This is a genomic window from Chroococcidiopsis sp. CCALA 051, from assembly GCF_003015105.1.
GTDB lineage: Bacteria > Cyanobacteriota > Cyanobacteriia > Cyanobacteriales > Chroococcidiopsidaceae > Chroococcidiopsis > Chroococcidiopsis thermalis.
In genome coordinates, this window is sequence record NZ_PYCI01000008.1 from 58,172 (window position 1) to 83,857 (window position 25,686).

Genomic DNA, 25,686 nt, shown 5'->3' on the forward strand with positions numbered 1-25,686 from the left:
CTGAATATAACTGTTAGTCGGTGAGGAAGCGATCGGTAATTTCACTGTAGAGACGTTACATGTAACGTCTCTACATTTATTAGGGGATTAAAGGGAGATCTAGCCCCCCTTTTTAAGGGGGGTTGGGGGGATCTCAACCACCCACCGCGATCGCCTCCTTACTCAATTTCTCATAAGCTGCCAAAATAACTTCCTCAGTTTCTGCCCAACCGATACACTGATCTGTCACTGAGATACCATATTTCAATTTTGACAAATCGCAAGGAATTGACTGATGACCCTCATACAAATGAGATTCTAACATCATTCCTAGAATTGATGTATTTCCTTCTACAATTTGCGCGATCGCATCGTTAAAAGCTACAGTTTGTAATTTGTAGTTTTTATTAGAGTTACCGTGACTGCAATCGATGACAATTCGTGGTGGTAAACCAGCCTCTTTTAACTTTTCTTCCACTTTCTTAACATGGGCAATCTCGTAATTAGGTTTGCCACCACCACCCCGTAAAATAATATGACCGTAAGCGTTTCCTTTTGTTTTAAAAACACTTACTCGTCCTCTTTGATCGATCCCCAGAAAATTGTGTGGCGTACTTGCTGCATGGAGGGCATTGAGAGCAACTTGAATCCCACCATCAGTCCCATTCTTAAATCCTACTGGCATTGATAGCCCGCTGGCAATTTCTCGGTGAGTTTGAGATTCAGTCGTTCTCGCCCCGATCGCCGCCCAAGACATGAGTTCGCTGATATACTGCGGTACTATTGGATCGAGTGCTTCTGTTGCCGCAGGAATGCCCATTTCTGCTAGCTTTAATGATAAGCTCCGGGCTAAATGCAAACCTTTTTCAATATGGAAAGAATCATCCATATCGGGATCGTTAATTAACCCTTTCCATCCTACTGTCGTGCGAGGTTTTTCAAAATACACGCGCATGATCAGCAGTAATTTATCTTGAACTTTATCTGCTAAATTTTTTAATTTCCCTGCATACTCTTCTGCTGCTGCAACATCGTGAATAGAACAGGGACCAACTACAATAAACTTTCTATTATCTATACCATCTAATATATTTTCTAATTCTTTCCGAAAGCGGAGGACAGTTTTTTCTGCTTTTTCCGTCAAGGGTAATTTTGTTTTTAATTCTTTCGGGGTAATTAAGATATGTGAATTATCAATGCGGATATCGGCAATACGATCGTGCATAGTAAAAATTACCTATTTTGAAGAACGACTACAGATAAAACCAATATTCAGTATAGTATTTTCTAAATAGAGGCAGACGAAACAATTTGGGAGAAAAACTCCCTTAAGCGTTCTAGATGGTCTAAAAAAAGACTACACCAGGAGCGATCGCGATTTCCACATCCCTGTCATTACCTGTCATAAACCTAAACAGTAGCGCACGGCTGCCTCCACTTGCCAAATCAACGCCGGATCTCAAAATTGCGTAATCCTTCTGGTGTTTCGTACTCAACCGCCACGTCTTTAACAACAGCAAGCGGGTTTCCCTGGCGACACCACGCGATCGCCTCTTCTACTAATTCTCTCGTTCCTTCAAATACGGCTTCCACTCGTCCGTCAGGTAAGTTTCGCACCCAGCCATGTAACCCCATCTCAGCAGCCATCTCAGCCGTTGACATTCGGTAGCCTACTCCTTGAACTCTACCAGAAACGAATACATGGGCGCGAAGTCGATCTTGCATTATAAAGTCAAAAGTCAAAAAGCTGAGACACAGTATATCTGATGCTGGTTAATTGCATAGTGCAAAATTAGATATGCAATAGTTTAGAGCGACAAAAATGGCGCTAACTGAGAAGCTAACGCCAAACGAAGCCTTACTTGGTTCATTCTAAGCAAAAATGGTGCTGCAATCTAGCTCAAACTCAAGACGACGGTTTTAGTCATCATCATCGTCATCATCATCATCGTCATCGCGTTTACGGCTTCTATATCTGCGATCGTCATCGTCGTCATCGTCGTCATCATCGCGCCTTCTGGATCTGCGATCGTCGTCTCTGTATCTGCGATCGTCATCGTCGTCATCATCGCGCCTTCTGGATGTGCGATCGTCGTCTCTGTATTTGCGATCGTCATTATCATCGCGGCGGTCTTGCGGAAAGCCAGGAATATTTTTGAGAAAATCGCCTATCTCCATAAAAACTCCTTGGGAGATCGATTAAGAGTATTCTCTAACAACTTGCCATGATTAAATCAAAAGAATTTTTAATAACAAAGCGATAGTTGTATTTAGGATTTTTTATCACAAAAGACGTATAAACAGGGCTGCGTACCGCTCGAAACTAAACTTTATAGCTTTATTAAGCTAACAAAATAGCGCTAGTTGAGTTACTAACGCTAATCTAGATTTCGTGAGTCAACTTAGCACTTACTTACAATTGCAAGTTCACAAATTTGCTATTTCCCGTTTTGTGAATGACTGGCTAATTTGCCATCAAAATTCATATTAATCGTCATCGTCATCGTCGCGATCGCGGGATCGATATTCCCGATCGTCATCATCATCCCGACTGCGACTTCTATACTCTCGATCGTCATCGTCATCGTCGCGATCGCGCCTTCTATATTTGCGATCGTTGTCGTCTTCATCCTCTTCGTCGTACCGATCTCTATATTCTCGTTCTTCTTCTACCCGCGAACGATATCTGTACTCGCGATCGTCGTCCTCATCTTCATCGCGATTGCGATATCTGCGATCGTCGTCGTCATTGCGATCTCGATAGTCTCGATCGTCATCTCGTCTGCGATCGCCTACACCAGGAATGTTTTTAAAAAAATCGCCTATACCCATAATCTCTCTCCTAACGGTCGAGCAAGATTTTTTTACTGAATTAATCCGTAGTCTGTCACAGAAGTTTTGATTGCTATCTCCTCCAAGAGTTATAAATAGCGATCGGTAAATAGAATGAGATCGAACGGGGAGAAGGGTTAACTTACAACTACCAACTACCAATTACCAATTACCCCAATACATCCTGTTTATCAGCCAAAGATTCTTGTTTGGCAGAAATGCTAGGATCTTCGCTTAAATCTTGTCGCTCGCTCAATTTTTCTCTAAATTCGTTAATTACACCTCCGTGTAAAAGGATATGAATTTGACGCAGGCTGATGCTGTGAGTCATTTCATAAACAAGATTTTTTGTCTTATTTTTAGCCACAATTGGTTGTCCAGAAGTTAAGGCATCGCGCAATCCTACAATTTCGATTTCATCATTGCGATCGATAGTATCGTAATCATCAGAATTGACAAATTCTAGCGGCATAATGCCGAAATTAACTAAATTTTGCCACCCAATTCGAGCGTAGGACTTAGCTAACACCGCTACTTGTCCTAAATATTTGGGTGCGATCGCGGCGTGTTCTCGACTCGAACCTTGGGCATAGTTGTCGCCTGCAACGATGACATGACCGCCATATTCTTTCTGAGCAACTTTAGCTCGCTCCGCAAAAGTTTCATCTACCATATAGTAGACAAACTGACTGATCCCAGGAATGTTACTCCGAAATGGTAGTACCCGCGCCCCTGCCGGCATAATTTCATCAGTAGAAATATTGTTACCAACTTTAAGTAAAACGGGAGTAGTAACCCGATTTGGTAATTCTGGAAAATCTGGTAGAGATTTAATATTTGGTCCTTTTTCTAACTGAATCTGACTCCCATCTGTAGGAGGTGATACGAGCATTTCTGTATTAATGATCTCTTTTTCTGGAGCGACAAATTGAGGATAATTCATGCCGTAGATTTGTTCTAAATCTCGCGGATCTGTAATTACTCCCGTTAAAGCTGCCGCTGCTGCTGTTTCAGGACTGCACAAATATACCTGGTCGTCAGCAGTTCCAGATCGCCCAGGAAAATTGCGGGGAAACGTGCGTAAAGAAATTTGATTCGAGGCGGGGGCTTGTCCCATACCAATACAACCGAGACAACCCGCTTGATGAAACCGCGCCCCAGCGTGAATTAGATCTAAGAAAGTTGTTCCCATCGCAGCTAAATTCTCGATTCCCTGGCGCGAGGTAGGATTAACGTCAAAGGAAACGCGATCGCTTGCTGTTTTACCTTTGACAATTTGACTCACAATCCAAAAATCTCGTATGCCTGGATTTGCGGAAGAACCAATTACCACTTGCTGTACCGATCTGCCTTGCACTTCTCGCACGGGGACGACATTACCAGGACTGCTGGGACAAGCAATTAAAGGGACTAATTCAGATAAATTAATTTCGTCATGAAGGTCGTATTCTGCGCCAGCATCGGCGATCAGTTCTACCCAATCTTCACCCCGTCCTTGGGAAGCTAAAAACCGTTTTACCTCAGCATCGGATGGAAATACCGTCGTTGTCGCCCCCATTTCCGTACCCATGTTGGCAATAACGTGCCGATCCATTGCACTCAAGTTTTCCAGCCCCGATCCGTAGTACTCGATAATTGTATTGCGACAGCCGTGGACATCGTAGCGCCGCAGCATCTCTAGCACGACATCTTTGGCGCTTACCCAGTCGGGCAACTTTCCGGTTAGCTTCACGCCCAAAACTTTTGGCATTTTAAGATACATCGGTTCCCCTGCCATCGCCATAGCTACGTCAATTCCACCCGCGCCGAAAGCTAACATTCCCAAAGAACCAGCGGCGGGGGTGTGGCTGTCGGAACCGATCAGAGTTTTCCCAGGAATACCGAATCGTTCCATGTGGACGGGATGACTGACACCATTTCCAGGGCGACTGTACCAAATACCAAATCGCTGACAGGCAGAACGCAGAAATAAATGGTCGTCGGCGTTTTTGTAATCTGTTTGTAATAAATTGTGGTCTACATATTGGGTAGAAAGTTCGGTTTTGACGCGATCGATTCCTAAAGCTTCCAACTCCAGCATCACCATCGTACCCGTAGCATCTTGGGTCAGAGACTGATCGATTTTCAGACCAATCTCCTGCCCTGGAATCATTTTTCCCTCAATTAAATGAGACTGGATCAGCTTTTGAGTGACGTTCATTGGTATCATGGCTCCTATGAAAAAGTCAAAATTTAAAAGCTAAAAGTCAAAAATTAGAAACTTGTATCTGGTGCAACTTTTAGTTAATGAATGGGAAGAATTAAATATAAACTTTGTTTCTTCTTTGCCTGCTATTTTCTGTCGATTCATACTACTTAGCAGTTACAGTTATTAATATATGCAAAAGTATATTCAGGCGATCGCGCATCTTCTCAAGGTAAGATTTTCTGTTATTTCCGCTTTTTTCAGTCGGCTATATGTTGTAGTTTTGAGTTTAATTTATGCAGTCATATCACTACAGTTCGATCGGCTGGGAAGGCAAAATTCAGCGCAGATCGTGTTAACTATGATACATTTACTCGATCGCGATCGCCCTGAGAATAATTTCAACCTTTTATTCGCTTGAGTATGAGTAGCACGTCAGAAGAACAGCAATTCGTAGCGCGATCGCCTGTTAGTGAAGATTATCCCCTCAGTGCTGTCCCCGCCTCAGCACGCAAATCAATTTGGTCTTTAGCTCCCTTGCTGATGGGTTTTACCTTATACTCAGGAACGTTATTTGCTGGGGGTAGGGTAGGTCCATCGTTTCGATTTTTCCCCGATCTTGTCTCGCTGATTGTCATCGGCAATTTAATTTTAGGCATCTACGCGAGTCTACTAGCTTATATTTCTGCCAAGACAGGTCTGAGTACGGTCTTGATGTCGCGGTTCAGTTTTGGCAATGTGGGTTCTCGTTGGGTTGATTTTCTGCTTGGGTTTACCCAAATTGGTTGGTATGCTTGGGGATCGGCGCTGATGGCAGAGTTAGCAAATAAGCTTTTAGGCGTTCCGGCTGGCTGGAATTGGCTGATTATTCTATTTTTTACTTATTTCTTTTGTTCTACAGCGTATATTGGCTATCGGGCGATGGATTGGCTGAGTCGAATTGCCGTCCCAGCAATGTTAATTTTAATGGTTTGGAGTTTGGCGATCGCCACCACGAAAGTCGGAGGGTTTACAGGGTTGCAGGCGATCGTCCCTAAAGAACCCATGCCAATCGGTGAAGCTATTACAATTATTGTCGGGACGTTTATTTCAGGCGGAACTCAAGCCACTAACTGGAGCCGATTTGCCAATTCGGGGCGCACGGCATGGATAAGTACCCTCACTGCCTTTTTCTTTGCCAATGGCTTACTCATATTTAGCGGTGCATTCTGCGCTCTAGTTTACGGTAATGAAGACATCGTACAAGTCATGGCGCAACAAGGATTGCTATTTTGGGGTTTGGTGCTGTTGTTCTTAAATATGTGGACGACACAAGACAACACCATCTATGCATTCTCGGTTGCAGGCGCGCATATGTTCCGTACTAACAAACGGACGGCTTTCGTGTTGGGTGGTGCGACTGTTGCTTTAGTGTTAGCCTGGGGCGGAATTTACAATTTACTCGTCCCCTACCTCATTTTACTAGGAACGTTTATTCCTCCCATTGGTGGGGTCATAATGGCAGATTACTGGTTGCATCATAAAGGACATTTCCCTGCACTAACAGAGAAACAGCCTGCATTTAATTGGGCGGGAATTATTGCTTACGTGTTAGCGAGTGCAGTCGCCTACTTCTCTCCAGGTGTCAAGCCCATTAACGGCATTATTGCAGCTGCGATCGCCTATTTTATTTTGAGTAAATTTCTGATGCCCAAAAACAACAGAGTGAAGGAATGATTCTGAAAATTTAGCGGCTAGCTTTCGATTCTTCGCCATTTTTTCTATTCAAATTTGGAATTGCTAATTGTTCTCCACTAAAAGGGCGATTTCTGATAACGTTTCTCTTTGCGATCGCCAATATATTTGTAGGGGCGCACGGCTGTGCGCCCCTACTCGCCTATCTCATTCAATTGAAAATGGCTATGATATATAATCCTTGATTTCCTCCGTCTATACGTAAATCCACGGAAGAAGTTTTAAAAGTAAATTAGCCTGAAATAAAGTTATCGGTGAAAACTCGCTTGGATATCCTGTATTACTCAAGTTAGCTTTTATTTGAAATTTAGATTACTGAACTGTAGTATCTCAAAACCTTAATAACTTTGTAAAGATTCGCGTTGTACTGAGAACTTATAACTTGGTATTTCAGGAATTTTTACCCGAACTATTCTCTCTACTATTTTTGAGTTATGCAAGAGCGACTTATTGAAACCTCGGAAAATCTAGATTTAGATTTTTCAAAATTATGGATAATTTTAAAACGCCGTTGGCTACCTGGTACGGGCGTGTTTACTGCCATTCTGGGTTTAGCAATTATAGCTGTCTGCTTGCAGAAACCCGTTTATGAAGCGACGGGGAAACTGATCGTTAAGAAAAACGATCAAACGGCTGCTCTCACAGGTTTGGGACAGGGAATCGGAGACTTAGAAGGCTTAAATCTTCAGAGTAATCCTGTCAATACTGAAATTGAAGTCGTGCGCTCTATTCCCCTCTTACAAAAAACTATAGCTGCACTCAATCTCAAAGACGATCGCACAAGTGAACCACTTAAGCCAGCAGATATTATTGGCAAGCTAAAGTTGAAAAATATTGGTGGCACTGATGTGATGCAAGTGACGTATAAAAGCATCAGTCCTGATGAAGCTGCTGCCGTCGTCAATAAATTGATGAACGTTTATTTAGAAAACAATATTCAAACTAATCGAGTTACGGCAACAGCAGCCGGAGATTTTATTGCTAAGCAAATTCCTGATGTTGAAGCCCGCGTGCGTCGAGCCGAAAGCGCTCTGCGTCGCTTTAAAGAACAGAATCACCTAATTGCATTAGAAGTAGAGGCACAAGGTGCAGTCACGGTTATCCAAACTTTAGAAGGACAAATCGCCCAGGTTCGAGCAGAATTGGCAAATGCTAATACTAAGCTGGCAAAACTGCGCCAACAAGTCGGTATGGATACAGATACTAGCTTGAACCTCAACGCGCTCAATCAGGCTCGCGGCGTGCAAAGAGTTTTAACAGAATATCAAAAAACCGAAGCCGAACTAGCACAACTGCGGACGCGCTATGCCGAAACCTATCCAGGAATTTCCAATCTCAAGCAAAAGAGAACAGCTCTCAAAGCCTTACTCAGCCAACGGATCTCACAGGCTGTAGGAAAGACGCGAACCCTAGCTGATGGTAAGTTACAAATCGGTGAAAGTAAACAGAAACTAACTGAGGCATATATTCAGCTAGAAGTAGAGCGTCTGGGTTTAGCAAGTCGTTTAGCTTCTTTATCGGGTGAATACAACCTCTATAAACAAAGAGCTAACATTCTGCCCAAATTAGAACAGCAACAACGGGAACTCGAAAGACAACTCAAAGCGGCTCAATCGACATACGAAATTCTGCTGCAAAAGCTGCAAGAGGTGAGAGTAGCAGAGAATCAAAATATGGGTAACGCTCGGATTATTGAATCTGCATTAGCTCCCGAAAAAGCTTTGTTGTTCAAACCGATGATAATTTTGGCAGCAGGTATATTGTTGAGCGTAGTGTTGTCAAGCGGTACGGTTGCAGTCTTAGAAATTAAGGATACATCGGTCAAAACTCTGAAGGAAGCAAGAGAGTTATTTGGCTATACCTTTTTAGGAGCTATTCCTTCTCTGACAAAGAAAGCTGCTGCCGATGGAAAAAGTGCGGAGGCAACTACGATCGCCCTCCCAGTCAGAGACACTCCGCGTGCGCCAATTGCGGAAGCTTTTCGGATGCTTCAGGCTAACTTAAAATTTTCCAGTTCGGATAAATTGAAAGTGATTTTAGTCACTAGCTCTGTCCCTGGAGAAGGTAAATCTACGGTTTCTGCTAATTTAGGAGCGGCGATCGCCCAACTGGGAAACAGAGTCTTAATTGTTGATGCAGACATGCGCCGTCCCAGACAACACCACATTTGGGAGAAAGCTAATACAGAAGGATTAAGCGATGCGATCGTCGGTCAAGTAGATTACCAGTCTGCAATTAAAGAAGTTCTGCCTAAATTGCATATTCTCACAGCTGGTGCGACTCCTCCCAACCCCGTAGCACTGCTCGATTCCGTGCAAATAACTTCCTTAATCGATAATTTTGCTAAATCGTTTGATTTTGTAATTATTGATGCTCCTCCAGTTTTAGTAGCTGCTGATGCTCTCATGTTGGGTAAGATGACAGATGGTTTATTGATGGTAGCAAGACCTGGTGTTGTGAGTTCTAATACTGCTACTACTGCTAGAGATTTGTTGCAGTCTTCCGGTCAGAAAGTCTTGGGTTTAGTGGTCAATGGCGTGATTTTGGAAAATGAATCTGATAGTTATTACTACTATGTGAAGGACTATTACATGGAGGAGGATTCCACTAGTCGTCAGCGTTCTACAGCTAATCGTAAGGCAGCATCATAACTCAGATTTGTATGTTCAAATCTATTGTGTCAATCCGCGAAAGATTTAGCCCTCAGTTACGTAAAGTTGCGGTAAATACTAGTTGGCTGTTTGCTGACCGTATCCTTCGCATGGGTGTTGGGCTTTTTGTAGGTGTGTGGGTAGCTCGTTATTTGGGAACTCAGCAATTTGGGCTATTAAACTATGCCACTGCTTTCGTAGCTTTGCTAACTCCATTTGCAACTTTAGGTTTGGACAACATAGTAATTCGTGAAATTGTACGTGATTCTTCATATAAGGATGAAATTCTTGGTACTACTTTCTTTCTCAAACTTCTTGGTGGAATTGTATTAGTTGTACTATCAATTTTTAGCATTTCGTTGTTACGTTCAGGAGATCGGCTAACTTCTTGGGTAGTCAGTGTTTTATCAGCTGGAGTAATTTTTCAGGCTTTTGACACCATTGATTTACAATTTCAGGCGCAGGTTCAATCAAAATATACGGTTATTGCTAAGAATCTAGCGTTTATCGTTATCACCCTTGTCAAGTTAACTTTAATTCAAATCAATGCATCTCTAATAGCTTTTGCTTGGGTAGTTTTGCTAGAAAGCGGGTTAGGTGCAATTGGGTTAGCGATCAACTACCGAATGCAAGGATATAGCTTTTGGGCTTGGCGTTGGAGCCTTACCCGTGCGATCGCCTTACTTAAAGAAAGTTGGGCGCTGATGCTTTCGGGACTGACGATTATGATTTATATGCGAATCGACCAGATTATGCTGGGACAGATGATCGACGATCGCGCCGTCGGGCTTTACTCAGCAGCTACTCGGATCTCTGAAGTCTGGTATTTCATTCCCACAGCTATCGCCTCTTCTATGTTTCCCACTATTGTCGAAGCAAAGGGAATAAGTGAAAGTCTTTACTACCAGCGCATAAAACAGCTATTGCGGCTGATGGTATTTTTATCCACAGCGATCGCAATACCTATGACATTTCTATCGAAAACCTTCGTGGTAGGGTTGTTCGGTCAAGAATATATTGCAGCCAGTTCTATTCTTGCAATCCATATTTGGGCATCTCTATTCGTCTTTATGGGTGTTGCTACTTCTCCTTGGTTTATTACCGAGGGCTTGACAAAGCTTTCCTTGCAAAGAACACTGATTGGTGCGATCGCCAATGTGTTACTGAATTTTCTCTTAATTCCTACTTACTCTGGGAATGGTGCAGCGATCGCTACTGTTATTTCCTATGCTTTTGCTGCCTTTATTGCAAATTTATTTAATCAAAAAACAAGAAACATGTTTTTTATCCAATTCAAAGCACTTATTTTAATCAATTGAAACCAATGGGCGTAAAACGTATCCTAAAGAATATTCTTCCTATCAAAATTTTGAGCTTGCTACAAAAATTGAAAAAACAGCTAAATAACAACTATGTTAATAAATCATATTCGCAAGAAGGAGAAGATTTAATTTTAAATAAAATATTTGAATGCAAGCAAAATGGATTTTACGTTGATGTAGGTGCGCATCATCCAAAAAGATTTTCAAACACCTATTTATTTTACCAAAAAGGATGGAACGGAATTAATATTGATGCGATGCCAGGTAGTATGAATCTATTTAAAAAATATAGACCAAGAGATATTAATATAGAGGCAGCTATTGCTAAAGAAAAAACCGAAATGTCTTTCTTTATGTTTGATGAACCTGCTCTTAACACCTTTGATAGAAATCTAGCTGCTGAAAGGATTGCTCATGGCTGGAAACTTCTTAAAGAGCAAAGTGCGATCGCTACACCTCTGAAAGAAATACTGAATAGTAATTTAGTATCTCAACAAAAAATAGATTTTATGTCAATTGATGTGGAGGGATTGGATTTAGAAGTACTTTATTCAAACGATTGGCAAGCTTTTAAACCAGAATATATTTTAATTGAATGTTTGAATTTAAGTATCACCAAGCTATCAACCAATGAAACATATCAATTTCTCATTCAACAAGGATACGAACTCTTTGCGAAAACTTGTAGAACTTTGATATTTAAAACCTCTGGTTTGTAATTATGAGTAATTGGCAATTAAAAACACCCGTTGTTTTTATTATCTTTAATCGACCTGATACTACTGCTAAAGTTTTTGAGGTAATTCGTCAAGTCAAACCTCCTCAGCTTTTTGTCATTGCTGACGGCGCTCGTCATGATAAACCTGGTGAAGCTGAAAAGTGTGCTGCTGCCCGTGCAATTATTGAGCAAGTTGACTGGAAGTGTGAGGTTATCAAGAATTACACTAATACTAATATGGGATGCCAGTATCGTGTTTCTAGTGGACTAAACTGGGTTTTTAGTAAGACAGAAGAAGCAATCATTCTTGAAGATGATTGTCTACCTCATCCTACTTTTTTTCAATACTGTGAAGAACTTCTTGAATACTATCGATATGATAGACGAATTATGTCTATTGCAGGAGTCAATTTTCAAGCTGGACAGCAAAGAACTGAGTATAGCTATTATGTTTCTCTCTATCATGATTGCTGGGGTTGGGCAACCTGGAAGCGAGCATGGCAATATTTCGACTTTGATATGAAGCTATGGTCAATGATTAAAAATAGTGGAATTCTTACAGATAAACTATCAAGTTGTCAAGCAGCTAAATACTGGAATCATACTTTTCATTCAACTTATAACGGGCAGATTAATAGTTGGTTCTTTCGTTGGCTATTTTCTTGCTGGATGCAAAGTGGTTTAGGTATCTTTCCTAATGTAAATTTAATTTCAAATATTGGTTTTGGACGAGCAGCAACTCATACAACAAGCTATAGTCCATATTCTAATATGAAAATAGGAGAAATTCAGTTTCCGCTCAAACACCCACCATATGTATTACAGAACTTAGACGCAGACAAATTTACTCAGAAAACAAGATTTAACGCGCCTATCTGGAGTCGTGCTATAGCAAAATTACAAAAAATTCTTTATAAGGTGTAAAAATCCAATCGAGGTAAATTATGCTATTTGAAATAAAAGATACAGGTTCATTCATAAATATTTTATCTAGACTGATTAAGTATAAACCTAAAAATATCATAACTTACTACTTGCGTTTTATCTACAATTGGTGTATCAACAAAACTCAATTCAGAAATTTTACTCAAGGTGAGCTTTCTCATGTTGCTAATTCATTAATTGAACCTAATGTTACAATTTACAAGCGAGTCAGGATTTCTAATTCTCAAATTGGTTCTTTTACTTATATTTGTCAAAATACCGTAATTGATAGAGCAAGTATAGGTAAATTTTGTTCTATTGCTTCAGATTGCAAAATTGGTTTAGGCAGTCATCCTACCAGAAGCTTTGTTTCAACTCATCCAATCTTTTTTTCAACTCGAAAACAAGCAGGATTAACATTTTCAGACAAAGACTATTTCAAAGAGTGCGATCTTATTACTATAGGAAATGATGTATGGATTGGTACTAACACTATCATTTTAGATGGCGTAAGTATAGGTGATGGAGCAATAATTGCTGCTGGTGCAGTTGTCACTAAAGATGTTGCGGCATACGCAATTTATGGAGGGGTTCCAGCAAAGCTTATTCGTTACAGATTTGAAAAAGAAGTAGTGGATTTTCTTCTAAAGTTCAAATGGTGGCTAAAAGACGAAGAGTGGTTGAAGCAAAACTTTAAAGATTTTCATGACATCAGTAAGTTTCAACAAGCACATGAGTAAGTAGAAAACATTCTATTTCACTAGTTGGGTATTAAAAACCTACTAACGAAACTAGTTTTAGCAATCAACCTAGTTTTTAATTTTTTCTATTTCCATCCTATAAAATGTTTAATAAAACACATCTCAACTTCATAAAAAATGTTTTCATCGTATTCACTTTGTGCATTTTTATGGGAATTTCCTTAGAAAAATCAGAACCTGGTACTAGATTATTAGAATCTTACAATCCATTAATGAGTTTAATCAACTATAGTATTTACATAATAGGAATTTTATTGGCAAGTTTTAAATACAGACAAGTACTAAATTTAATTTTTAAAGACATTTTTTTATGCGTGCTTCTTATCCTAGCGCTTTTTTCTACAATCTGGTCAGAAGTACCTACATCTACTTTTTTACATAGTATTTCACTCTTAGCAATAACACTTTATGGCGTTTACTTTGGTAGTAGTTATAGCTTAAATGAAATGCTTAGGCTGTTTCGCTGGTCGCTTGCAATTATAGCGATATTAGGCTTATTACTTGCTCTATTTATGCCAGTTAATGCCTTTATGATTGATTTGCGTACCGGATTGCGTTTTCAAGGCTTATTAAGTCATCCAACAAATTGCGGACGAATTATGGTACTCAGTATAGTTCTATGGTTAATTCATGCGTTGCATACAAAACGTTATAGAGTCCTCAGTTGGAGCGTCGTTGCCATATGTACAATTTCGTTAGTAATCACAAATACTGTCAGCGCTTATTTATCACTATTGGGGATTTTAATTATTTTATTACTGTTGCGAACTCTCAAAACGAAAAACGTTGTTCTAATTTTATTTGTTCTATTTTTTATTACTTCAGTAATTACTCTATTATCTACAAATTATGAAACTGTTCTAGATTTTTTTCGCCGCGATACTACAGGTACTGGACGGACAATTCTCTGGGAAATGGTTTGGGAAAAAATTATGGAGCATCCAGTATTAGGTTACGGACTGAATGCTTTTTGGACGGGTTTGGATGGTCCTTGTGCTGATATCTGGCAAAGAATGAGATGGCAAGCACCCCACGCTCACAATGGGTTATTAGATGTAGGTTTACAATTAGGCTTTCTTGGTATGTCAGCTTTATTAATATCATTAGTTAGAAATGTTTTTATAGCTATAGTTGAGTTAAAACGATCGAGCAAACTTGAATCTATTTTACCGATAATTCTTATTGCTTTTATCATCATTTCTAACTTAACTGACGTTGGAGTCTTGTCTGCAAGACAAAGTATTATTTGGTTTTTGTACGTCTATATATCCACTTATTTAAGTAAATGTATTCTTAATAAACGTAAAAAATACAAAAGATATCAAGAGATAGCCGAGATATACACGCCTTTTAACACTAACTGAATTTATGTCAAATTTTTACTATCCACGTCAAGCAAAACTAAATTTAACTTAGAGGCTAGCTATTCGATGTCTGAGGATATTTTGTTGAAAGCTAAAAATAATTCATTTCTACCCTTAGTTAGTATTATTACCCCGTCATATAATCAAGGAAAGTTTATTAGAAAGACGATTGAAAGCGTTCTAACGCAGAATTACGAGAAAATTGAGTATTGGGTAATCGATGGAGGTAGCACAGATGAAACAATATCTATTTTAAAAGAATACGAAAGCGATCCGCGCTTTCATTGGATAAGTGAAAGCGATCGCGGTCAGAGTGATGCTATTAACAAAGGACTTGCTAAAATTAAAGGAGAAATTTTTTCTTGGCTTAATTCTGATGATGTTCTAGCTCAGAATGCACTTTTTAAAGTAGTTTCTGCATGGCTGGAAGCTGAGCAACCTAGTATTATTTATGGATTAGCCAGATTTATTGATGAACGCGATAACGATCTTGGTCTATGTCCTCGCCAGTGTCCAGATATGACACTTGAAAAAATTCTAGCTTGGAAATATCACTTACCGCAACCAGCTGTGTTTGCTCCCGTAGAGTACGTTCGTGAAGTTGGAGGAATAGATTTATCACTTCACTATGCAATGGACTTTGACTTATGGATTAAGTTAGCTGAAAAAATACCGTTAAAACATATTTCTTATAACTTAGCTCTATTTCGTCTACATTCAGCATCGAAAACATTTACTATCACTACAAGCTTGGTAAATGATATTGCAGAAGTCTTAAGTAGAGCTAAGACAAGAGGAATTTTAGATGATAAACAAGCACAAAGTTGCGTGAATCTTTTGTCTGCCAAAATGTATATGGAGATGGGAGATTTTTCTACAGCACTGGTTAAACTTAAGTCCGCAGTAATGAGTAATCCCTCTGTTACTTTAGAATCAGCAACTTTATTAGTAAGGTGTGTAACTCGTTTTCTCATAGGTGAGAAGAAATGGTTACAGTTGCGGTTTATTTTGATGAAATTTTTTGAAGTCAACAAAAGTTTGAAAAATAACTGTTGAGGACGATTTTTGCTGTATAACTATATTTGTATCAACGTACTCACAAAGATACAATTTTATGTGTATCAACTTAACAGACATCTAAAATTTCTCAAAAAAAACATCGGAGTATATTAGTGAAAATTGCTATTGATGCTAGGCATATTTCTAAAGGCGGTATTGGAGAATATATCAGAGAAATTTTAACGAGAATAACTCATAAAACAAATCTAAGTTTTGTGATTATAGCAATTAACGAGGAAGACTTAAGCACAATTAAAGCTCTTAAACCAGAGGGTGTGAATGTAATTAGAGGACCAAAAATGTTCTCTATAAGGGAACAGATATGGTTGAAAAGCTTTTGCCGAAAATACAGACCAGATATATTTTTTAGTCCTCATGTAACTTTTCCTATTTTTTCATCTTGTTCAACAGTTCTCACTGTGCATGACACAATTTGGCTAAATTATCCTCAATATGCTACCTCTCAGTTAGCTCGATTGTACTTCTTAGTCATGCTGAAACTAGCAGCTTGGAAGTGTAAAAGAATTATTTGTATTTCAAAAAGTACTGCATCAGATTTTTCCCATTGGACAGGTGTAAATTCTAATCGAATAGAAATAATTTATAACGGAGTCAACCTAACAGGCGAACATCCTAATCTATCACAACAGATCGATCCACCCTACTTTGTTTACGTTGGGAATTGGAAACCTTGGAAGCGAGTACCTGATTTGATAGCAGCATTTGAATTAGTAAATGCAGCTTGTGCAAATCAGAAAGTTCGTCCGAAATTGATTCTTGCAGGTAGGCATAACTATAACCATTCAGATGACATAGCTTCTAGAATTCAATCCTCCACCGCAAAAGAATACATTCAGGTGCTTGGTGAGTTGAATAGAGGTCAATTAAATAGTCTCATTGCTGGTTCAATAGCTTTAGTTAATCCATCTGAATACGAAGGGTTTGGGTTAACTCTTGTAGAAGCAATGGCGCTAGGAACTCCTGTCATAGCAGCTAGTGGTGGTTCAGTACCAGAAGTTATGGGTAACGCAGGAATTTTAGTTCAACCCAGAGATGTCAATAGTTTAAGTCATGCAATGTTATCGGTGATGAACAATGCAGAATTACGAAATACTTTAACAAAGTATGGAAAAACTAAGGTAAACGAATTTAGCTGGGACAAGACTGCACAACTTACGTTGAATGTTTTATTAAATGCAGGCAAATAATCAAAGCATATTAGAGTCAATGAAATTGACTTTTGCTCATATTCTCAGTTACACAATATGGTTATGCTGACAGGCTATCAGTAAAGATAGTGCCTAGTACACGTTCGATTTATTGTTTGTTAAAAACTCTCATTCTTATAACAATCTTTCAAATGAAAATTGCCCTTATTGTTGAGTCATGTCTTACTGGGGTTGGCAGTCATGTTTGCATGATTTGCAATAATCTAGCCAAAAATCATGAGGTTCATCTGCTTTATTCATCTGCAAGAGCGGATGCCTCTTTTCAAAAAGAGTTGTTGCATTTTAGTAATATTGGTGTACGACTTCAAGAAATTCAAATGTCACGCAGCATTAACTTAGTGTCAGACTGGAAAACGATTCAAGCAATTTCAAACTATATCCGTGAAAATGGTTCTTTTGATATTATTCACTGTCATAGTTCAAAAGCAGGAGTGACTGGACGGATCGCCTCAATATTGAATGGCATGAGCCACAAAACACTCTATACTCCCAATGGTTTAGCAACATTATCGACTGAAGCGGTAGGATTTAAAGCATTATTAATATGGCTAGCTGAATTATTGCTAGGTTATTTAGCTTGTCAAAAAGTTATTGCCGTGTCTCAGGACGAACAAGCTTATATGTTAAAAACTTTTAAATTTAATTCTAATAAAGTTAAGGTTATAGAAAATGGTATTTCTTTGCTTCGTCCTTCTCGTCCTCGTCAAGTGGTTCGACAAGAGTTAGGTATTCCTGATGATGCCCTAGTTTTTGGCTTTACAGGTCGATTAACATATCAAAAGAACCCCGAACTTTTACTCAAAGCATTTCACAATCTCAATCATCCTCAAAGCTACCTTTTATTTGTTGGTACTGGAGAGTTACTAGATACCCTCAAACAAACAACTAATCCTCGCGTAATTTTTACAGGTGAGAGAACTGACGTTCCAAACTTACTTAATGTTTTTGATGTTTTTGTTTTACCAAGTCGCTATGAAGGACTCTCTCTATCTGCTATGGAGGCGATGGCGGCTTCATTACCAATTATTTGTACTCGAACTTTTGGAGCTAGCGATTTAATAATTGAAGGAGTCAATGGTTTTATTGTAGAATCAGAAAATGTAACTGAATTAGTGGACGTAATGAGAAAACTAGCTACATCTTCGACATTACGTCAATCTATGAGTCGAGCATCAAAACTTCGATTTGAGGAAATTTTTTCAGCAGATCGCATGATGCAGTCTTTAAAGGAGTTATATGTCTCTTTAATATAAATTTTAGATATAATTTTTTTAATCCCTCTAGCTCATATCCTGCTCGTAGGATTACATAGTATACTAATTAATTACTGAGCAACTAGTCATAAGTTTTTATTTTCCAAAAATGGAGGAAGGTAAATGATATTTTGGAATTTTTCGCTCAGTTTTATATTATTTTTGTTTTACTATTATTAATAATGTTTCCGATCGGATAGTAGCAACAATAGACGCTTTTATTTTTTTAATACAGAAGAATAAGCTCAATTACAATCATTTTAATGATAAAAAATAGAGTACTAGAGCAAAGGATTTCACGATATATTTAAGTTTAATTTTCGTTAAGATGTATAGCTTGCAAGTCGTTCACCTATGCTTAACTCACTAGTTAATGATGCTTGATTATTCTGCTAAAATCAAAGAAAATTTTCATTTAAAACAATTGGTTATTGCTCGAATTTTGAGAGTAATTTCATTCTGTATCCGATTTTTTATATTTAGTTTATTGCTTCAATTCTTAATTTTTTTCTAATCGAACTTTACAAAATTAAATTATTCAATTGTAGTATCTACGTAATTTTTCGGTTGTCCTATTGCTATTTTTTATTGCTAAAACAGTGATGTTTCAAAGTTCATTAAGTTTATTTTCAAGTCCATAATCGGAGGACAAATGGCTCCTACATTCAATATCAGCGGTGCTACGATTGTTGAAGGTGAATCTACCACCCTAGTTTTCACAATTAGTCTTTCAGAACCTCTACCCCTCAGTCAAACCCTAAAATACAGCACAGTTAATGCTACAGCTACGAGCGGACAAGACTATACGGCTACGAGTAATTTAACTGTCACTTTTAATCCAGGGGAAACTGTTAAAACTATTAGCATTCCCGTTCTCAATGACAACATTAACGAAACAGACGAAACATTCCTAGTTAATGTTTTTATTCCTAAAGGTACTCCTCTTAATAGCGGTACTACAGACAATCTGGTAACTACTGGCGTTGGTAAGATTACTGACACTAAAGTTGCAGACATTACCACAACTCTAGCAGCCAATGTTGAAAATTTAGCTCTTACTGGTACTACCAATGTTAATGGTATTGGTAATGGTGGTAATAACCTTCTGACGGGTAATAGTGGCAATAATACCCTAGAGGGACTGGCAGGTAACGATAACCTAGATGGTAAAGCAGGTACTGATGTCTTAAAGGGTGGAATTGGTGACGACACCTACACTATTGATAGTACAGACACAGTTGTCGAAGATTTAAATGCAGGCATTGATACTGTTCGAGCTAACTTTAACTATTCTTTATCAACCTCAATCTCTAACGTCGAAAATCTTACCTTACTGGGAACTGAAAATCTGACTGGAACTGGTAACAGCAGCAATAATAGCCTGATTGGTAACAGTGGTAATAATACCCTTGATGGTCAGGCTGGCAACGACATCCTTGATGGTAAAGCTGGCGCTGATACCTTAAAAGGTGGAGTTGGTGATGATACTTACGTTCTAGATAACGTAGGAGACACGGTTATTGAAGATGCCGACCCAAGTAGCGATACCATTCAAGCTAATTTCACTTACTCTCTTGCCAATCTTGCCAACGTAGAGAACTTATCTCTTTTGGGAACAAGCCAAATCGATGCTACGGGCAATAGTGGTGACAATACACTAACTGGTAATAGTAATAGCAACACTCTAACAGGTGGTGCTGGCAACGATGTCCTCGATGGTGATGCTGGCATTGATACGCTTATCGGTGGTGCTGGGGATGATAGATACGTTCTCGATAATCCAAGTGATAATCCGATTGAATCTGACAGCAGTGGTAATGACACAGGCGGCAGAGATACCATCGAAACCGATTTCAGCTATACCCTGAAAGACAGATTTGAGACGTTAGTCTTGACGGGAACTGGCAAGATCGAAGGGATAGGTAATAGCGTTGCTAACACCATAACTGGTAATAGTAGTGACAACCTTCTTGATGGTGGATTGGGTAATGATACGCTAGCTGGTGGACTTGGCAATGACACTTATGTTATTGACAACGTTGCTGATAAAGTGACTGAGTACGGCGGTCAAGGCATTGATACGATTCTGTCATCAATAAATTACGAGCGATCGCTAGATGGCAACGTTGAGAATTTAACTCTGACTGGAAGTGCTACCACTGCGGCTGGTAATAGCATCAATAACATCCTCATCGGCAATAATCTCAATAACACTCTCAGTGGTGACAGTGGTAACGATACCCTTGATGGTGGCGTTGGAGCTGATAACCTCTCTGGTGGAACAAATAACGATACATACATTGTGGACAACACTGGCGATGTCGTAACAGAAAGTTCCACACTAGTGAATGAGATTGACCTCGTACAAGCATCGGTTTCTTACACATTGACTAATAATGTCGAAGAGTTGACGTTGACCGGAATCACTAACATCAATGGTACAGGTAATATCTTAAACAATAAGATAATCGGCAACGTTGGTAACAACACTCTTAGAGGTAATGGTGGCAACGATTCCCTCTATGGTGGAGATGGAGATGACTGGCTTCTTGATGACTCTGCAAATGGTGGAGATGATTTGCTTGATGGTGGCACTGGCAAAGATTATCTCAAAGGCGGAGTCGGCAATGATACATATGTCGTTAACAATTTCAGAGACCAAGTTGTAGAAACCTGGTCTAATGGAACTGATAGCGGCGGCAATGACACCGTTAAGTCTTCCATCACCTATGCTCTAGGAATCAATGTTGAAAATCTCACCTTAACTGATTTAGCTAGTAACGGTACTGGCAATAGCTTGAATAATTCAATCATTGGTAACAATATAGCCAATACCCTTGATGGTAAAAATGGTAACGACTACCTCGATGGTGGTGGCGGCAAAGACCTGATTATCGGTGGGCTTGGTAATGATACTCTTGATGGCAGTACGGGTGACATCGACACCTTGTATGGAGGACTGGGAGACGATAGTTATTTAGTCGGACTGCCAGAAGACATCATTGTTGAAGCTGCTAATGAAGGATTTGATACCGTCAACTCCGCAGCAACTTCCTATACTATCAGCGATAACGTTGAAAACTTAGTGCTATACCAAGGCAACATCAATGGTACTGGGAATGATTTAGATAACAACATTTCAGTTGACAGTAGTATCACTACTCAATATGCCAACATCATTAATGGTGGTGCAGGTAATGACACCATGTCGGGTGGATTGGGTAACGACGTGTACTACGTTGACAGTACTGGCGATATAGTTACTGAGTCAGCAGATGCTAATTCAGGCTTTGATACTGTCCATACCTCAGTTAACTACACGTTAGCAGATAACGTTGAGAAACTCGTCCTCACTGGCTTTGATGCTCTCAATGGCTCTGGTAATGCGGGGAATAACGTTTTGAGCGGGAATACTAACAATAACACCCTTGAAGGTCTGGCAGGCAACGATTACCTGGATGGTGGGCTAGGCAGTGACATCATGAAAGGAGGCGACGGTGACGACTCTTATGTGGTTGACAATGCTGGAGATACAGTAAATGAGAACACAGGAGCAGGTCTTGACCTGGTATTTTCTTCCATCAACTACACTCTCACGGCTAATGTAGAAAACCTGACTTTAACTGGAAATGCAGATATCAACGGTACTGGCAACAGTCTAGATAATATCATTTCTGGTAATGGTGGTGCTAATAGGCTTGCAGGTGATACGGGAAATGACACGCTGCTTGGCGGTGCAGGCAATGACACCCTTGTAGGTCAAGGAGCCAACGATACTTTGGTGGGTGGACTTGGAGCCGATCGCTTCGATTACAATACTGGTGCTGCCTTCTCTACATTTGATGTCGGTGTCGATATTATTAGCGATTTCAAGACCAGCGAATTAGACAAAATTGTCCTCAGCAAAATAACCTTCGGACTTACCAGCAATGTTGGCAATGGATTCAGTTCTGCTGGAGAGTTTGCATCAGTTGGTACGGATGCTGCTGCTAAAAGTAGTACTTCAAAAATCGTATACAGCTTAGAAACTGGAAATTTGTTCTACAATCCAGATTTAGGCGTATTAGGAGGAGAGTCAGCTGTCGCTCAATTCTCCGGTAAACCTACTCTCAGTGCTAATGATTTTGTCATTGCCTAACTGAGTTATAACTAGTCAGGCTTAAAGTTGGACTACAAACTAGGGGTGTGTGGATCGCTGCACGCCTCTATTTTGTATTTTCTCTTTCTACATACTTGAATTCACCTAATTTATTGATAAATTGTTTATCTAAAAGCAAAAATTTTCCGTATATTTGCTGCAGTGAAAAATTAGCAGCTGACTTTAATATTAATTTATAACTTACCTACATACACTACGATCACCCATCTCAATCAGCAATAGAGGCTTAATTCGATCGTAAATCAAATTGTATTCTGACAAGCAATAGATATATTAATTCTTCTCGATCTTTAAGCCAAAGCAGAGTATATGAGATCGAATGCATCAATCTCTATTCTCAAATATATTTCCCAATTTTCAGTTTACCATTCATAGATTATGACATCTACTAGTAGTGTTTTATCCGATCGGTACGCTCGGGATTTACGCGCTCCGTTATTTAGCCAACTCGGAAAAAGAATAGGTCAACGCTGGAGAAGACTGATTACATTATTGCTATTCGATATTTTTGCTTTACTGATATCCTGGCAAGTGACAGCAAGCTTTGGCGAGCCTTTTTATTTACTTAATGACAATAAAGATAGTTTACTCGCGATCGCCACAATTATTGCATTTCAAGTTAGTCTACTAGCTTCACAAGAGCTATATCAAGCTGGGGACAAACGCCGAGATTATATTAATATTGCTAAAACTCTGACAATCGCTCATTTACTACTATTATCGGTCGTCTTCTTTTTTCAAGATTCAAGAAATATTTTGCATCAATCTTTAATCCTCTCTGGAGTTTTAAGTGTTACTTTGGTTTGCAGCTTTAGATATAGCATAGATATTGCCATTGACAATCTGCGAGAACAAGGCTTTCTTCGTTATCCTATATATTTAATCTCTAAGCTCGAAGATAAAAACTCAGCTATTAAGTTGTTAGATAGCGATCGAAGATATGATTTTGCTGGTTGGGTAGATATTACTACTATAAATGAACGAGATAGTGTCTTACAAGATATTTATAGATCGAAAGTGTCAGATGTTTTGATCTATTCTTGGGAAGGTATTACTTCTCAACCTCTTTTCTATATCAAACTCAAAAATGCAGGGGTTAATATACATGTTTTACCTACGGCATTGCAAGTTGTTGAGCAAAAGATTAAGTTGAGATTTTTAGGCAGTATTCCCACTTTTGAACTCAGCTCTTACTTAACCATAGGCGGCGATTTTTTAATCAAAAGATGCTTTGATTTCATTTTTGCGATCGCACTTATTTTGCTGTTAATCCCCGCTTATTTGTTGATAGCATTGCTAATCGCCATAGATTCATCTGGTTCTATTTTTTATAAGCAGAATCGTATGGGGTTGCACGGCAAAACTTTCCAAATCTGGAAATTTAGGACTATGAAAACTGATGCAGACCGATCGCAAAAAAGTGTAGAGTTCAGTCATCAGTGGAAAGATGGTGCTTTGTTTCAAACAAAAAACGACCCACGTATTACTCGTATAGGCAAATTTTTGAGGCGCTATAGTTTAGACGAACTACCACAACTATTTAATGTCGTGTGCGGTGAGATGAGCTTAGTTGGACCGCGACCAGTACCAAACTCAGATGTAGAGAAATTTGCCGATCGCCATTTTATTCGCTACCAAGTTTTACCCGGTATGACTGGCTTATGGCAAGTTAGTCGGTCTAATACTGATGATTATGAAATCGATAAGGTTGTCAATTTAGATGTCAAGTATATGGAAAACTGGTCGCTGGGGTTGGATATCCAAATCCTACTCAAAACGATCGCGGTAGTGCTGGGTCGCAAAGGTGCGTATTAAGTAAGTCAAAAGTTAAAAGGCAAAAGTCAAAATGTCTGGGACTGATAGTGGCAAGCGGTTCGATCGCGCCAATCGCGCAAGTTAAATGCATGGCGACTTAGTATTGCGATCGAGGCTTTAAGCATGATGTTTCTAGTTTACCAATCCTAAAACATCGTCTCAAACTGCCCAGACAAAGGTGATTGTGCGATACCATCCAAAAAGTAGTCGGCATTACACCTGAATGTGAGTTATGGAACCAGATTTACTAACCGAGGTTATTCTGACGCATCCGCGTCAGTCCCTCGGCAAAGTTATGCTCGATTGGACTCCCCAACCAGGGAACTATTTAGATTTAGAAGGAAAAACCTACGCTGTTTTAGAACGTCGCCACCGCTATCAATTGAAAGCGGGGCGTTATCGTTTAAATAAGATTGCTCTTTACGTACAGTCAGCGGCGCGACCAGCAGAGAAAAGTTTTGTAGAGGGACGTTGGGTGATTGGCGATGCTAGCTGTCGCTTCAACGCCCATTCTGAGTTGATCCGTTGTGCGGTAAACCCAGAGGGACCGTGCGATCGCTGTCGCTATTATGAAACCCATATGTAGAAAGGCAAAATATTGCACCTCTACAAGAATACCTCTCCCACAGTTAAGCGGTTGCCGTTGACAAAATCCCAGCCTGACTGAGGGCGTTTTCCTGCTGGCTGGACTTCCCGTAATAATATTAAACCTGCACCAGTTTGAATGACGGCTCCTATACCCTTAACCGTCTGAACGATTTCCCCAGGACGGCGATCGCTTGACAAATCGGAAAAATTATGAATTAGCTGCTGCAACTCTGGTGATAGCTGCAACGTATAGGCAGCATCTAAAGGTACAGTAGCGAGTATTTTGAGAGCGCGATCGCGAAAGGTAGCCGTGCAATTGGGATAGAAACCTCTAATTTGATTGTGCAGCGCGATCGCAGTTTTTGACCAATCGAGGGCATAGTTCTCTTTTTTAATCAAAGGCGCGTATGTGGCTTCGTCGTTATTTTGGGGAACGGGTGCGATCGCCTGACTTGCTAATTGCAACAGCGTTTCTATTAATAAATCTGCCCCCAACGTTGATAGTCTAGAGGCTAACTCGTAGGCATTGTCTAGGATATGAATTGGCGTATATGCTTTCAGCAGCATTGCCCCCGTATCCATTCCCGCATCCATCAACATTGTCGTGATTCCGGTTTCCGTCTCGCCGTTATACAAACACCACTGTATGGGCGCAGCACCGCGATACTTGGGTAAAATCGAGCCATGCACGTTAATACAACCCAAGCGTGGCAGATCGAGAATCTGCTGAGAAAGAATTTGTCCGTAGGCAGCAACAACAAAAAAATCTGCCCCAGACTGTTCTAATAAATTCAGAGTTTCAGCATCCTTTTTCACCCTTGAAGGTTGCCACACAGGTATTTGCCGTGCTGTCGCAACAGTTTTTACGGGTGAGGGTGTTAATTCATTGCCTCGTCCTCGACGCTTATCTGGTTGAGTGACAACCGCTACAACGTCAAACTCTGGATGACTGAGTAGCTTTTCTAGAGTTGGAACGGCAAATTCGGGAGTACCGAAGAAGATGATTTTCATCAGGGAATGCTTGGGGGCGAGGGGGACAAGGAAGACAAGGAAGACAAGGGAGACAAGGGAGACAAGTCACAATTAACTGACTGCACCCCACACCCCACACCC

Annotated in this window: 20 protein-coding genes; 14 read left to right on the forward strand and 6 right to left on the reverse strand. The window is 39.8% G+C overall.

Features of this window, described 5'->3' with window-relative positions:
• Positions 1-133 precede the first annotated feature (133 nt).
• From C7Y66_RS03240 to C7Y66_RS03260, 5 genes are all read right to left on the reverse strand, one after another.
• The gene (locus tag C7Y66_RS03240) at positions 134-1,204 is read right to left on the reverse strand and encodes a 3-deoxy-7-phosphoheptulonate synthase (RefSeq protein ID WP_015156619.1); all 1,071 of its coding nucleotides are present in this window, start codon (positions 1,202-1,204) and stop codon (positions 134-136) included.
• Positions 1,205-1,425: 221 nt separating this feature from the next.
• Entirely contained in the window at positions 1,426-1,704 is a 279-nt protein-coding gene (locus tag C7Y66_RS03245; RefSeq protein WP_106544442.1) for an acylphosphatase, read from the reverse strand.
• A gap of 170 nt (positions 1,705-1,874) precedes the next feature.
• Positions 1,875-2,096, reverse strand: coding sequence for a hypothetical protein (locus C7Y66_RS03250; RefSeq protein ID WP_106544443.1), 222 nt, complete (start codon positions 2,094-2,096; stop codon positions 1,875-1,877).
• 370 nt (positions 2,097-2,466) lie between these two features.
• The gene (locus tag C7Y66_RS03255) at positions 2,467-2,811 is read right to left on the reverse strand and encodes a polyribonucleotide nucleotidyltransferase (RefSeq protein ID WP_106544444.1); all 345 of its coding nucleotides are present in this window, start codon (positions 2,809-2,811) and stop codon (positions 2,467-2,469) included.
• Between the two features lie 169 nt (positions 2,812-2,980).
• The gene (locus C7Y66_RS03260; protein ID WP_370143872.1) at positions 2,981-5,020 is read right to left on the reverse strand and encodes an aconitate hydratase; all 2,040 of its coding nucleotides are present in this window, start codon (positions 5,018-5,020) and stop codon (positions 2,981-2,983) included.
• Positions 5,021-5,189: 169 nt separating this feature from the next.
• Here C7Y66_RS03260 and C7Y66_RS03265 point away from each other — a divergent pair, with 169 nt between their 5' ends.
• From C7Y66_RS03265 to C7Y66_RS03330, 14 genes are all read left to right on the forward strand, one after another.
• Positions 5,190-5,417 carry a hypothetical protein gene (locus C7Y66_RS03265; RefSeq protein WP_106544446.1) on the forward strand — a complete coding sequence of 76 codons (228 nt, stop codon included), beginning with the start codon at positions 5,190-5,192 and terminating at the stop codon, positions 5,415-5,417.
• A gap of 2 nt (positions 5,418-5,419) precedes the next feature.
• Positions 5,420-6,712 carry a cytosine permease gene (codB, locus tag C7Y66_RS03270; RefSeq protein ID WP_106544447.1) on the forward strand — a complete coding sequence of 431 codons (1,293 nt, stop codon included), beginning with the start codon at positions 5,420-5,422 and terminating at the stop codon, positions 6,710-6,712.
• A gap of 452 nt (positions 6,713-7,164) precedes the next feature.
• Positions 7,165-9,381, forward strand: a complete 2,217-nt coding sequence (locus tag C7Y66_RS03275; RefSeq protein ID WP_106544448.1) for a polysaccharide biosynthesis tyrosine autokinase — start codon at positions 7,165-7,167, stop codon at positions 9,379-9,381.
• 11 nt (positions 9,382-9,392) lie between these two features.
• Positions 9,393-10,700 (forward strand): flippase, encoded by a 1,308-nt coding sequence (locus C7Y66_RS03280; protein WP_106544449.1) that lies wholly within the window; start codon positions 9,393-9,395, stop codon positions 10,698-10,700.
• Positions 10,701-10,705: 5 nt separating this feature from the next.
• On the forward strand, positions 10,706-11,422 hold the full coding sequence (locus tag C7Y66_RS03285) for an FkbM family methyltransferase (RefSeq protein WP_106544450.1): 717 nt from the start codon (positions 10,706-10,708) through the stop codon (positions 11,420-11,422).
• 2 nt (positions 11,423-11,424) lie between these two features.
• Positions 11,425-12,345: a hemolytic protein HlpA-like protein gene (locus C7Y66_RS03290; RefSeq protein ID WP_106544451.1), complete on the forward strand. Its 921-nt coding sequence runs from the start codon at positions 11,425-11,427 to the stop codon at positions 12,343-12,345.
• Between the two features lie 20 nt (positions 12,346-12,365).
• Entirely contained in the window at positions 12,366-13,085 is a 720-nt protein-coding gene (locus C7Y66_RS03295; protein ID WP_106544452.1) for a CatB-related O-acetyltransferase, read from the forward strand.
• Between the two features lie 170 nt (positions 13,086-13,255).
• A complete protein-coding gene (locus C7Y66_RS03300; protein WP_158265860.1) occupies positions 13,256-14,470 on the forward strand; it encodes an O-antigen ligase in 1,215 nt (404 codons plus the stop codon).
• Positions 14,471-14,536: 66 nt separating this feature from the next.
• Positions 14,537-15,526, forward strand: coding sequence for a glycosyltransferase family 2 protein (locus tag C7Y66_RS03305; RefSeq protein WP_106544454.1), 990 nt, complete (start codon positions 14,537-14,539; stop codon positions 15,524-15,526).
• A gap of 116 nt (positions 15,527-15,642) precedes the next feature.
• Positions 15,643-16,737: a glycosyltransferase family 1 protein gene (locus C7Y66_RS03310; protein WP_106544455.1), complete on the forward strand. Its 1,095-nt coding sequence runs from the start codon at positions 15,643-15,645 to the stop codon at positions 16,735-16,737.
• A 152-nt stretch (positions 16,738-16,889) separates the two neighbouring features.
• Entirely contained in the window at positions 16,890-18,011 is a 1,122-nt protein-coding gene (locus tag C7Y66_RS03315; protein WP_106544456.1) for a glycosyltransferase family 4 protein, read from the forward strand.
• Between the two features lie 652 nt (positions 18,012-18,663).
• The gene (locus C7Y66_RS03320) at positions 18,664-22,149 is read left to right on the forward strand and encodes a Calx-beta domain-containing protein (protein ID WP_106544457.1); all 3,486 of its coding nucleotides are present in this window, start codon (positions 18,664-18,666) and stop codon (positions 22,147-22,149) included.
• 399 nt (positions 22,150-22,548) lie between these two features.
• Entirely contained in the window at positions 22,549-23,985 is a 1,437-nt protein-coding gene (locus tag C7Y66_RS03325) for a sugar transferase (RefSeq protein ID WP_106544458.1), read from the forward strand.
• A 232-nt stretch (positions 23,986-24,217) separates the two neighbouring features.
• Positions 24,218-24,571, forward strand: a complete 354-nt coding sequence (locus C7Y66_RS03330; protein WP_015156599.1) for a DUF6464 family protein — start codon at positions 24,218-24,220, stop codon at positions 24,569-24,571.
• 20 nt (positions 24,572-24,591) lie between these two features.
• Here the strand turns inward: C7Y66_RS03330 and fmt are convergent, their stop codons facing one another.
• Positions 24,592-25,584, reverse strand: a complete 993-nt coding sequence (gene fmt / locus C7Y66_RS03335; RefSeq protein WP_106544459.1) for a methionyl-tRNA formyltransferase — start codon at positions 25,582-25,584, stop codon at positions 24,592-24,594.
• Positions 25,585-25,686 lie beyond the last annotated feature (102 nt).

Excerpts from the sequence above, each read along its gene's own strand:
- C7Y66_RS03240 (WP_015156619.1), bottom strand. The coding sequence starts at position 1,204 with ATGCACGATCGTATTGCCGATATCCGCATTGATAATTCACATATCTTA.
- C7Y66_RS03245 (WP_106544442.1), bottom strand. The coding sequence starts at position 1,704 with ATGCAAGATCGACTTCGCGCCCATGTATTCGTTTCTGGTAGAGTTCAA.
- C7Y66_RS03250 (WP_106544443.1), bottom strand. The coding sequence starts at position 2,096 with ATGACGATCGCAAATACAGAGACGACGATCGCACATCCAGAAGGCGCG.
- C7Y66_RS03255 (WP_106544444.1), bottom strand. The coding sequence starts at position 2,811 with ATGGGTATAGGCGATTTTTTTAAAAACATTCCTGGTGTAGGCGATCGC.
- C7Y66_RS03260 (WP_370143872.1), bottom strand. The coding sequence starts at position 5,020 with ATGATACCAATGAACGTCACTCAAAAGCTGATCCAGTCTCATTTAATT.
- C7Y66_RS03265 (WP_106544446.1), top strand. The coding sequence starts at position 5,190 with ATGCAAAAGTATATTCAGGCGATCGCGCATCTTCTCAAGGTAAGATTT.
- codB (WP_106544447.1), top strand. The coding sequence starts at position 5,420 with ATGAGTAGCACGTCAGAAGAACAGCAATTCGTAGCGCGATCGCCTGTT.
- C7Y66_RS03275 (WP_106544448.1), top strand. The coding sequence starts at position 7,165 with ATGCAAGAGCGACTTATTGAAACCTCGGAAAATCTAGATTTAGATTTT.
- C7Y66_RS03280 (WP_106544449.1), top strand. The coding sequence starts at position 9,393 with ATGTTCAAATCTATTGTGTCAATCCGCGAAAGATTTAGCCCTCAGTTA.
- C7Y66_RS03285 (WP_106544450.1), top strand. The coding sequence starts at position 10,706 with ATGGGCGTAAAACGTATCCTAAAGAATATTCTTCCTATCAAAATTTTG.
- C7Y66_RS03290 (WP_106544451.1), top strand. The coding sequence starts at position 11,425 with ATGAGTAATTGGCAATTAAAAACACCCGTTGTTTTTATTATCTTTAAT.
- C7Y66_RS03295 (WP_106544452.1), top strand. The coding sequence starts at position 12,366 with ATGCTATTTGAAATAAAAGATACAGGTTCATTCATAAATATTTTATCT.
- C7Y66_RS03300 (WP_158265860.1), top strand. The coding sequence starts at position 13,256 with ATGGGAATTTCCTTAGAAAAATCAGAACCTGGTACTAGATTATTAGAA.
- C7Y66_RS03305 (WP_106544454.1), top strand. The coding sequence starts at position 14,537 with ATGTCTGAGGATATTTTGTTGAAAGCTAAAAATAATTCATTTCTACCC.
- C7Y66_RS03315 (WP_106544456.1), top strand. The coding sequence starts at position 16,890 with ATGAAAATTGCCCTTATTGTTGAGTCATGTCTTACTGGGGTTGGCAGT.
- C7Y66_RS03320 (WP_106544457.1), top strand. The coding sequence starts at position 18,664 with ATGGCTCCTACATTCAATATCAGCGGTGCTACGATTGTTGAAGGTGAA.
- C7Y66_RS03325 (WP_106544458.1), top strand. The coding sequence starts at position 22,549 with ATGACATCTACTAGTAGTGTTTTATCCGATCGGTACGCTCGGGATTTA.
- C7Y66_RS03330 (WP_015156599.1), top strand. The coding sequence starts at position 24,218 with ATGGAACCAGATTTACTAACCGAGGTTATTCTGACGCATCCGCGTCAG.
- fmt (WP_106544459.1), bottom strand. The coding sequence starts at position 25,584 with ATGAAAATCATCTTCTTCGGTACTCCCGAATTTGCCGTTCCAACTCTA.